Annotated in this window: 10 protein-coding genes; 3 read left to right on the forward strand and 7 right to left on the reverse strand. The window is 68.6% G+C overall.

All coding sequences use genetic code 11. The features are described from left to right. Positions 1-127: 127 nt before the first annotated feature. Positions 128-985 (reverse strand): hypothetical protein, encoded by an 858-nt coding sequence (locus ACFWI9_RS29520; RefSeq protein ID WP_387166853.1) that lies wholly within the window; start codon positions 983-985, stop codon positions 128-130. Between the two features lie 286 nt (positions 986-1,271). Between ACFWI9_RS29520 and ACFWI9_RS29525 the strand changes: the two genes are divergently transcribed. Both ACFWI9_RS29525 and ACFWI9_RS29530 read left to right on the forward strand, forming a co-directional pair. Beyond that, positions 1,272-2,690 carry a hypothetical protein gene (locus ACFWI9_RS29525; RefSeq protein ID WP_387166856.1) on the forward strand — a complete coding sequence of 473 codons (1,419 nt, stop codon included), beginning with the start codon at positions 1,272-1,274 and terminating at the stop codon, positions 2,688-2,690. Between the two features lie 8 nt (positions 2,691-2,698). Next, positions 2,699-2,983, forward strand: a complete 285-nt coding sequence (locus ACFWI9_RS29530) for a hypothetical protein (protein ID WP_387166858.1) — start codon at positions 2,699-2,701, stop codon at positions 2,981-2,983. Between the two features lie 267 nt (positions 2,984-3,250). Here ACFWI9_RS29530 and ACFWI9_RS29535 read toward each other — a convergent pair whose 3' ends face one another. The 6 genes from ACFWI9_RS29535 to ACFWI9_RS29560 all read right to left on the reverse strand — a co-directional run bounded on the left by ACFWI9_RS29535 (position 3,251) and on the right by ACFWI9_RS29560 (position 9,176). Beyond that, a complete protein-coding gene (locus ACFWI9_RS29535) occupies positions 3,251-3,604 on the reverse strand; it encodes a ketopantoate reductase family protein (protein WP_387166861.1) in 354 nt (117 codons plus the stop codon). A gap of 427 nt (positions 3,605-4,031) precedes the next feature. Next, positions 4,032-4,820: an aspartate/glutamate racemase family protein gene (locus tag ACFWI9_RS29540; RefSeq protein ID WP_387166864.1), complete on the reverse strand. Its 789-nt coding sequence runs from the start codon at positions 4,818-4,820 to the stop codon at positions 4,032-4,034. A gap of 319 nt (positions 4,821-5,139) precedes the next feature. Continuing rightward, on the reverse strand, positions 5,140-6,963 hold the full coding sequence (locus ACFWI9_RS29545) for a choline/carnitine O-acyltransferase (RefSeq protein WP_387166866.1): 1,824 nt from the start codon (positions 6,961-6,963) through the stop codon (positions 5,140-5,142). A gap of 2 nt (positions 6,964-6,965) precedes the next feature. After that, positions 6,966-7,790 (reverse strand): class I SAM-dependent methyltransferase, encoded by an 825-nt coding sequence (locus ACFWI9_RS29550; protein WP_387166868.1) that lies wholly within the window; start codon positions 7,788-7,790, stop codon positions 6,966-6,968. Positions 7,791-7,838: 48 nt separating this feature from the next. Continuing rightward, positions 7,839-8,711 (reverse strand): arpA protein, encoded by an 873-nt coding sequence (locus ACFWI9_RS29555; protein WP_387166870.1) that lies wholly within the window; start codon positions 8,709-8,711, stop codon positions 7,839-7,841. A 174-nt stretch (positions 8,712-8,885) separates the two neighbouring features. After that, on the reverse strand, positions 8,886-9,176 hold the full coding sequence (locus tag ACFWI9_RS29560; RefSeq protein WP_387166872.1) for a hypothetical protein: 291 nt from the start codon (positions 9,174-9,176) through the stop codon (positions 8,886-8,888). A gap of 132 nt (positions 9,177-9,308) precedes the next feature. Between ACFWI9_RS29560 and ACFWI9_RS29565 the strand changes: the two genes are divergently transcribed. Further along, positions 9,309-9,619: arsenate reductase family protein (locus ACFWI9_RS29565; protein ID WP_387166874.1), on the forward strand; the 311-nt coding region annotated here is incomplete at its 3' end.

The following is a 9,619-nucleotide window of genomic DNA, read 5'->3' on the forward strand; positions in this document are numbered from 1 at the left end:
AATACTCTTTTTTACACACTACAACCCCTGCCTTTTTCCCAACTCTGCGCCGCGGATCCCGTGCCACGCCCCCCCCCCGGGCGGGGGGGGGGGGCCTTCGCCGTGAGGACCCCGGACGGGCGATCAGCTACGCCGCGGGCTGCTCTGGGATGCGCCAGATGATGTGGAACCGCTCGGCGTCGGGAAACCCGAGCGGGGCCACGGGGCTGATCTGCTTGATCAGGTAGCCGAAGACCATGTGATGCGCTTCCTCCGACACTTCGTCCCAGGTGTCCGGAGTCACGATCATCACCTCGCGCATCAGGCTCAGATCCGACTCGTTCTCCAGCATCTCCGCCCGGTCGTCCCGGTCCATCGCCTCGTCGGCACGCATGGCACGGATGGACTCCGCGAGGAGATTCGGCTCGCGGTCAAGTCGCCGCAGAATCTCCTGGCAGCCGAACTGGAAGGCCGCGTACGCCTCCATAGCCTCCCGGTCGGGATTGCGGTAGCCGTATGGCGCACCCTCCTCTGCCCCGACGTAGTCACCCTTCAGCGTGTGCAGTAGGACCCGAAGCGCGTGTTCGGCTCCCTGCTCCTCGATGAACCGCGCCATCCCATGGACCCATTCGTCCTCGGATATCAGCGGCTCGTGCGGGGCGGCGAGCGAGGGATGAATCTCGATGGCGCTGAAAGGGTTGACCAACATGCCCATGACCAGCTCTGGCGTCCACTTGCCGTCCTCACCTCCCCAGCCGCCGTGGACAAGCTCCTGGAACGACTTCAGCGCGCCGGACTCCCCTTCACCGATCGCGCGCCACAGCAGCAGGAACCTGGATGTCTCGGACTCCTCCTCCCGAGGCGGGCTGCACAGTCCGGCCAGGACAACGACGATGTCGTGAACGGTCTCCCAGCGCGGCACCCGTATCCCGTTGACGGCGGAGCGCACGGTCTCATGGCTGGCGTCCGACAACTGGTCATCGCGGCTGCGGATGAGCGTGCTCACCTTCCGGAAGCTCAACCGGCCCGCCGAGCGGTGCAGTTCCTGCAGCGCTTCAACTAACCCTCGGTGTCGACCGTCTGGTTGGGGTGGGGTGCTGGAAGCGGCCAAGGGAGTTCCTCCCTGTTCAGAGTGTCAAGTTCCGTCAACACGGTAGAAGCTGCAGGCCAGGGCCGAGTCAGTATTCGTCAAGTTCGCCGGTCCGCCCGCCAAAGCGTGACTCGCGGCCGACCGGCGACGTGAGCATGGAAAAGGCGCCGACGGAGCGCCTCCACCCAAGGAGTTGCCGCGCATGCACATCCCTGCCTACGCCCATGACACGATTCGCGCCGCCGCGCTACCCAGCATGCCCACATCTCGGCAGGTCGCCGGCTTGGACTGCTGCCTGTGCGGCAAGCCGTTCGGTGAGGAACTCGCCCCCATACCGCTCGGGCCGAGACCGACGTCCGGGCTGTTCGGATGCCGCCCCTGTCTGACCCGGTTGGTCACCCGGGCGCGACGGGCCCGCGACGCCGCGCTGGCCCACCACGCCGAGCGTGCCCAAGCGGAGTCCGCGGCCTGGAAGCCGGTACGTGAACGCCATCTCGCCCGGCTCGACAGCGTGCGGCAGGCCGCTGAGGCCGTGGCCGCCCTGGCCCGGGGCGGAGATACCGAGGCACTGCGCGTCGCCTGGCTACTGGTCTCGCTGGAGTCCGCGTACAGCTGGGTCCCCGACGCTCCGGAACCACCCGCTTCGGTGGATCGTGCGGACTCGGAGATGAAGGACGAGGCCTTTCGGCTCGACCTAGCCATGATCACGGCGCGGGAGGCGGTGGCGGAGCGACTGGCCTATCACCTTCTTAACGAGGCGCAACCCGAGGAGCCGGAGACGTGCGAGGAGTTCGAATGCCCGGAAGGCTGCTCGGGCCGCCACGACTCCACACACATCGACTGCGGCCCGGACGCCGTCTTCGACGATCTGACGAAGCACGGCATCACCGTGGAGCAGCCAGAGCCCGAACCCCTGTCGCCTCGGCTCGCGGCCATCTGGGGAAAGACCGAGGCCGAAGAGAAGCACTCACCGCTTCCGGACATCGAAGAGCAGGCCCCCGTTGTCCTGGCGCACTTCGGGATCGACGCGGACGACACGGACGTCCTGGTGAGCGCGGCGGCGGTCGGCTTGGTAGCCGACGCCTGGCGCGAGGGGCCGCTGGACGTGATCCACGCAGCCGACGACGGTCCGAATGACGGGGAGATCTTCGCGCAGAGCGTCGATCTGTACCGCAGGGCCCGCGCGGCGCTGTTGGCCGCGCAGGACGACGGGCCCGAGGTGCTGCTCGCCTTCGTGGCCGTCGCCTCGGACGTGGACCTTCCGTGGGCTGGCGGCTCCCGCTTCACGCTGCGGGCGGTGTCCGAATCTGCGGCGGAATTCGTCCAGCACGTCGACGACCGGGTCTGGTTCACCGCGGAATTGATGCGTGAACAGGGTTGGCGCGCAGGACTGCTGCACAGAGCCGCTTCGGCCGCGTTCAAGGCTCCCACTCACTTCGGAATGCCAGGCTGGCCCAGCGCCGTCGCCTCAGCGATGGAACGTCTCGCCCTGCTCGACCGGTCGAGCGCCCCCAAGGCGCTAGCCGACATCGCGGCGGTGGAGGCCTCATTGCTCAAAGCGCCCGACCAGCTGGGGGCGGACGCCCTCACCTGGATTGCTCACCAGGCGCTGCTCGGCTAGAGCACCCCGTGAGTTGGGACAACCTCAGCCTGATCATCCTTGCCGCCTTCGGTTGCCTCACGCTCCTGCTGACGCAGGTGGGCGAGGTGCTGTCGAAGCTTCCGCAGATCATCCGTGCTTGGCGGCAAGTACGAAACGAGCTGCGCAACGGGGCGGTTCATCAATGCCGGGAAGCCTCGCCCGAGTATGACGACCGCAGTGTCGGACCGGCGCCCGAGGCAATCCGGTCCTCTGACACGCCCTATCGGCGTGAAACACATGGAGAGCCAACCGCACGGAGTACCGATGAGTGATCCGCTCGATTCCTTGGAGTCCGGGGCGGAGCGTCCAGGCAAGGATAGTCACTGTGTGTCACCAGGGTGCGGTTGTGCACCGAGCGTCTCTGGGAGAGAGCATTGGATACAGGTCAGAAGCAATTCATGCTGTACTTCGACAGCTAGGAAGGCCAAAGGTCAGAGCGGGTTTTCGCTCCCCTGGGCCGTCTGTGGACCGGGCGCCGCCACACTCCTGGTCGGCTCAGTCTCATCTCCCGTCCCTCGTGGGAACGGCCAGGGCGGGGGCTACGACGGTTTCCCCGATGCGCTCACGGCTTCCAGTAGCGCGGTGACGGTCTCGTTGTACGGGGTGGGGACGCCCACTCGGGCACCCGCGCGCACCACCGCGCCGTTGCGGGCGTCGTATTCCAGCTCATGGCCCGCCAGGCGGTCCCACAGCACGCTGCTACCGGACTCGGGCGGCATTGCTCGCAACCGAGCGATGACCCGGTCGGCGAGGTCCTCTTCGACACCTCCAGAGCCGACCCGTCGGGCCCTACGATGCGCAGCCCACCCAGCAGCGACCGCACGCAAGCCGTCACCTCCACCCGCCCTGTCGACATCAGCCTGCGGCCACAACGCCGCCCACTGCTCCCACACCCACTACCACAACCTGTGTCATGTCCACCGAGCCTACCCATACCAAGATCGACTCGAAGAGTGCTGCCGCATAGAGGGCGAGCTGCACAGGTGCGCTGCGGCCGAGGCTCCCAATGACACCGACGCGGAGCATCCAGGTATCCGCCTGGCCAGAAGTCGTGGCCGGCGCCGGACGCCCCGCAAAGGATCATGGCCGCGAACGACCGTGCGTAGCCCTCGCCGCATTCTCCGTAGACCGCGGGCTTGTATCGCACGCAGGGCCCCGGGCCGTCTCAACGGGCGAAGCGCTTACCCGGGCAACCGGTCGGCTTGCCATTGGTGCCACTGTCGCCAGCCGCCGAACGACACCTGAGCACCGCGCTGAGTAACCGTCAAATCCAGTGGAGGGGATGATCGGCAGGCGGGGCGCCGTCGGGAGGCGTGAGTGTCACGGGCTTTGGACGAACTCCTGCAGTGCCGCAGCGCTCGGAAGGGCGAACCCTGGGGTGCGGCTTGTGCCGGTACCGTTCAGGTGCTTGAGTCGGGCCGCGACCTCGGCGGCGAGTACGGTCACGGGCAGGCCGTCCAGCACCATGGCGCCGCCGATCGTGAAGCTTCGCTCCCGTGCGAACAGCAGCATCGGATAGCCCCCTGCCGGGATGACCACGTCCACGCCCAGTTCCAGCAAGGGCGCGGACTGGCGGCTGAAGTCCTGCTTCAACCGCTGGTATGTCTCCGGATCGGTGAACGCCCGGTTGTAGTCGGCCACCTGTGATTCGACAGCGCGTACAGCCACCACTCGGTGCTGCAGCCCGTGCCGGGCGATCTGCTCTTCGTGGAACGCGACGAAGACAGGACTGATGGTCACCAGAGCGATCTTGCGGCCCAGGGAGCAGGCATGCAGCATCGTCGCCTCGCCCAGCCCGATGACCGGGATGTCCACAGCAGCACGGGCCTCGAACAGCCCGGGTTCCTGGAAATGGCCGACCACGAACGCCTCGTACCCCTGCTCCTGCGCCGCGACGGCATTGCGGACGGCCTGGACCGAGCAGCGCATCTCGCTCAGCCGGTGCAGGTGGCGGTCTCCCGGCTGCATCCCGTGGACATCGATGCTGAAACCCGGGCCCGCCAAACCCTGGACACGACGGGTCAGTCGGTCGAAGTACGGGGCGTCCACCGCGGGATCGGTGAAACTCTGGTACCAGATGCGAGACCCGTTCTCGGCAGTGGCCATCATGCTCCTTTCGCCCTTGCTGGCCCCTGACGGCCGGCCACGGGGCGATGGGGCACTGTGCCACGCCATGCTGCCACCCGGTCACCCGGGACCCGGCCCCCGCCGGTACGTGTCGCGGTGCTGGTGAATTCGACGGGGCCTCCTGCCTCGAGGCCCCCGGGGCGCGACGGGACCAGCCCGTCGGCCGTGCCCTTCCGTCGCGGAGGGGCACGGCCGACGCGTTTCCGTGTACGGACCGGGGCTTATCCCGCTGTGCCCGGCACCTTGCGCCGGGCTTCCGGCAGCCGTGGACGCGCGCCGGCGCCCGCGCCTCCCGACGGGCTCACGGCGCCGCGAGCAGGTCGCGCAGCTCCGCGACCGCCTCCCTCAACCGGTCGGCGAAGGCGTGCATCTGGTCGGCGACCGGTTGCGGGGTGCTCAGGTAGAGGTTGAACCGCTCGGGGAGCAGTACGTACGCCACGCCGATGCAGCGGCTGCTGGTTGAGCCGAAGCCGAAGTACTGGATGTTGTGGGACGGGGCGGAGCTGGTGCTCAGGTAGTCGTCGCGCATGGTGAGCCAGCCGGGGGTGCGGAAGAGCGCGGGCTGTTCGGTGACGCCCAGTTCCGCGCCGCGGCGCTGCTGGATCAGTTCCAGTTCCCACAGGTGCTGTTCGGGGGCGTGGCCGGTCTGGCACTCCCTGGCGCGGGCGACATGGCGGGTCGCGGCGGTCAGGAAGGACGCGCGGCGGGTGGGGGCGTCCGCGGACGGGTCTTGCATCGTGCGGACGAATTCGAGCATCTCGGGGGTGACGACGCGCATCGCCTCGGTGCGGCCTGCCAGGTACTGGCGGGTGGCGATGGATTCGTACGTGGCGCCCAGGTGGCCCTTGGAGCGCTGGTGAGCGAGCTGGTAGGCGGCTTGGGCGAAGGCGTCGGGTGAGACGCCGAGGGCCTTGATCGCGGTGTTGCCGAAGCCGTCGAACGCGACGGTGGTGGTGGCCGTGGCGCGGCCGTAGGCGGCGAACGCGTCAGCGGCCTCGCGGATCCGGGAGCGGAGGGTGTCGTCCAGGGCGAAGACCACCGGTTCGACCGCCGGGAGTCCCTGGGAGCGGGCTCCGGACTCGCGGGAGTGGGTCTCGGGCGGGGTGGACAGGAGGGCGTCGGTGAAGTTGAGGATGGTGGTGCCGTCCAGTTCGCAGTGCTCCACGTTGATGCCGGCGCGGCCGTCCGCGAACACGATGAAGGACAGGGCCTTGTCGAACCACCGGTTGCCCCGGTCGCCGTAGAGCAGTTCGTCGCAGGCGTCCTGGACGCCGTCGGGAGCGAAGTCCTCCAGACAGACGCAGAACAGCGCGGTCTCGACGGTTTCCAGCGCGTCGGCGTTTCCGGGGTGGAAGGCGAGGAGGGACTGGCGGGCCGCGGCCCACTCGGCGCGGGCCATGGTGGTCAGATGGCCCACCGAGGTGTCCGCGGCGGCGGGCTCGGCACCGGCTTTCATGACGGCTCGCAGGCCCGCTTCGAGGTCGTCCAGGGCGTACGGGACGCCGTCACGGCCCAGTACGTCCATCCGGAACATGGCGCCCTGGAAGAACACCACGATGTGCCGTGCCGTGGACGGGCCTGGGGCGCTGTCGCTGTAGGGGGCGCGGACGGTGTCCTGCCGGAGGCCGGGGATGCGGGTCGTGGAGAACAGGTACTTGTGCTGCGCCATCGACTGCGGGGCGCCGCGCAGCACCACGGGCTCGATGAGCTCCTGGTCGAGCTGCCGCTTGTAGCCGAGGGCGCCCGCGATGAGGCCCGCGGCCCGCTCCGTCCGGGGCCGCGCGGGTGCGGGGTCCTGGAACAGGAAGAAGAAGTTGGCGTTGAGGGCGATGCGGTCCCGGCGGCCGAGGTAGCGGTACGGCCAGAAGGTGTCGAGCCAGCTGTGTACGCCTTCGGTGGTGTCGTACTCCTCAAGCGCCGCGTGCAGCACCCGGCCGGGTCCTTCGGGGCTGAGGAAGGCGGCGACCTCCGCCTCGGTGGCGGCGCGTTCGTCGGCGGTGAGCAGTGGGGCGCACCATTCGAGGAAGCGCTCGCAGCTGGACTCCAGCGTGGGCAGCGGGACCCGCGGCAGGGTGTGTTCCAGGGAGAAGGTCGCGTTCACGCTGCTCGCCGCACCTTGGGTCATGGTCAATTCCGGTCTCGATTCGAGTCGTTCGGGCGGGACAGGTAGAGCTGTGCGTAGAGCCAGCCTTCCGCTTCGAGGCCCCGCGCATCCACCCCGGCGGCCGACATGCCGTCGAGCACGAGTGACTGCTCCCGTGCGGAGGCGAACCGGCGCTGTCTGAACACCTCGTCCACGCGGATGGTCCGGTAGCCGAGACCGGACAGCGCCTGCTCGACGGCGTCGAAGGGGAACATCCGGAGCACGAAGTGGGCCATCCACGGGCGGCGGCGGCTGTCCTGGGCGGCTATGACCCGGGTCAGGGTCCGTTCGGTGACGTAGCCGATGCAGCCGGTGGAGATCACCAGATCCGTTCCGGCGAGCTGGTTGCGCTGGGCGGGGGTGGGGTCGTGGTGCTCCAGGTCGGCGTGCACGGCTTCGTCGAGGAAACCGGCTTCGCGGGCGTAGGCCAGGGCGTCGGCGGAGGCGTCCAGGCCGGTGAAGCGGATGGGCTGGGCGGGTTGGCGTGACCTGGACAGTTCGCGGTCCCGGGCGAGCAGGGCGTCGCGGTCGTCGTCCTGCCTGTCGCCGTAGTGCTCGTACAGCTCGTCCATGGTGGCGTCGCACTTGAGCAGGGCGGCGTTGATCCCGTACGAGCAGCCGATGTCCAGCACTTTGGGCTCGGCGACCTGCCGGGACTCCCGGTACTCCTGGATGTACTTCGTGAAGTAGGGCTTCGCCAGCTGCGGAACGCAGTAGCCGAGCGGGCGCAGCACCTGGAAGTAGGTGCGCGGATCGGACTGGTTGTAGATGTCGTCGAGCGAGACTTTTCCGGTCGTGTCGAAGCGCACGGGGATGCTTCCTCCGTCGGTCGGACAGGGCTGTCGGACAGGGCCCGCCTAGTCGAGCAGCCGGTCCCCCCTGACCGCTCGGCCTTCGGCCGCAGCCAGATGCTCGGGCAGTACGCGCCCGAAGAGCTGCCGGGTCCGTGCCACGCTGCCGATGACCCCGGGGCGCTCGCTGTAGGCGAAGATCGCGGAGTGGCGCGCGTATTCGCCCCGCACGGGGCTGACCCGGTGCAGGGAGTAGCGGCCCTTGAACAGTTGGAGGTCTCCCGGGTGGAGGGGGAGGCGGCGGATGAGCCGCTTCCCCTCGCCGTTGATCACGTCCCGGACGTCGCCGAACCGTTCGTCCCGGGGTGTCCTGATGTTGGGGCAGTACTCGAAGTCCCCGCCGCTCTGGGCCCCGCGGGTGAGCATGCTCACCGTGAACTCGTTGGTGTCGAAGTGCCAGGGGTGCTCCATACCGGGCTCGACGACGTTGAGCACCAGGCCGGAGAGCGGGTCGGCCAGTTCATGCAGCCGGCCGAGGCCGAAGCAGCGGGCGATGAAGCGCTGGAACTCCCGGTGCGAGTAGAGCCTGCTGATGAGGGAGCCCGGGGGGATGCGGTCCCGTGCGACGAAGGCGTTTCCCCGCTGGAAGGTGGTACGCCCGGGGTGGTCGTCGGGGAGGGCCGGGTCGATCGCGATGTTGTAGACGTTGACCGTCTCGACGTCGAAGTGGGCCCGGGGGGCGATGGCCGAGCACTCCCGCTCCAGCACCTCGCGGTAGTCGGGACGGATGAAGTCCGGGAGCACGGTGCAGCCGAGTTCGGCGAGCTCGCGGTGGGCTCGTTCCAGCACGGCGAGGGCTTCGGGGCTGTCGGGCGCCGACAGTGGGTAGCGGGCGGTGTCGATCACCTGGTCGAGCGTCATGGTGTGCGGAGCGCTCATTCGATCCTCTCCACGTATGGGCAGACCGTCGGCAACTCAGAGGCGCGGTCGCAGAGTTGACGTTCCCACAGTGGATGCTGAGTAGTCTGTGACACGCCGCACTCAGGGGTGGCGATTGACAGACGGCCCGGGGTCGTCCCGCGACCCCGGGCCGTACTCGCACGGTTGGCTCGGTCAGTTGGCGTAGTGGATCAGGGACCGCACCATGCGGCATGTGGTGTTGGACGGCGGGTGGATGCCGATGCGCTGGGCGACGGTGCGTATCCGCCGGTTGCTCGCGTTCGCCGGGTTGTAGACGCCCGTGTCGAGCAGGGCGATCGCAAGGCGCATCGCCTTGAGCCGGCGGCTGTGGGACTCGTACCACTCACGCGGCTGCCCGGCCGGCAGCGGCTGCTTCTTCAGCTTGGACGGGGGCTTTGGACTGGACTTCCGCTTCGGTGTCGTCGTGATTGCGGCAACGGCCATCGGCGACCTCCTGGCATGGTGGTTGGACCCTCACGAACTAGTTCGATTTTACCGCCGGGCACTGACAATCGCCCCTGGCCAGAGGGGGTTTACGGGGCTGGCCGGTGGGACGTGAGGGGGTACCGTGGCGGTATGGAGATCTGGATCAACCCCGCGTGTTCCAAGTGCCGCAGCGCGCTTCATCTGCTGGACGAGGAGGGCGCCTCGTACACCGTGCGCCGCTATCTGGAGGATGTGCCGTCCCCGGACGAGATCCGCGCGGTGCTCGACCGGCTCGGGCTTGAGCCCTGGGACATCACCCGCACCCAGGAGGTGATCGCGAAGGAACTCGGGGTGAGGGACTGGCGGCCGGAGGGGTCCGCCCGCGGGCCGGGGTTGGCCGCGGCAGGCCCCCAAACCAAACAGTTAAAGCCGGCCGAAAAACCCCCCCCCGGCGGGTCCGC

The organism is Streptomyces sp. NPDC127084 (assembly GCF_042724175.1).
Lineage (GTDB): Bacteria > Actinomycetota > Actinomycetes > Streptomycetales > Streptomycetaceae > Streptomyces.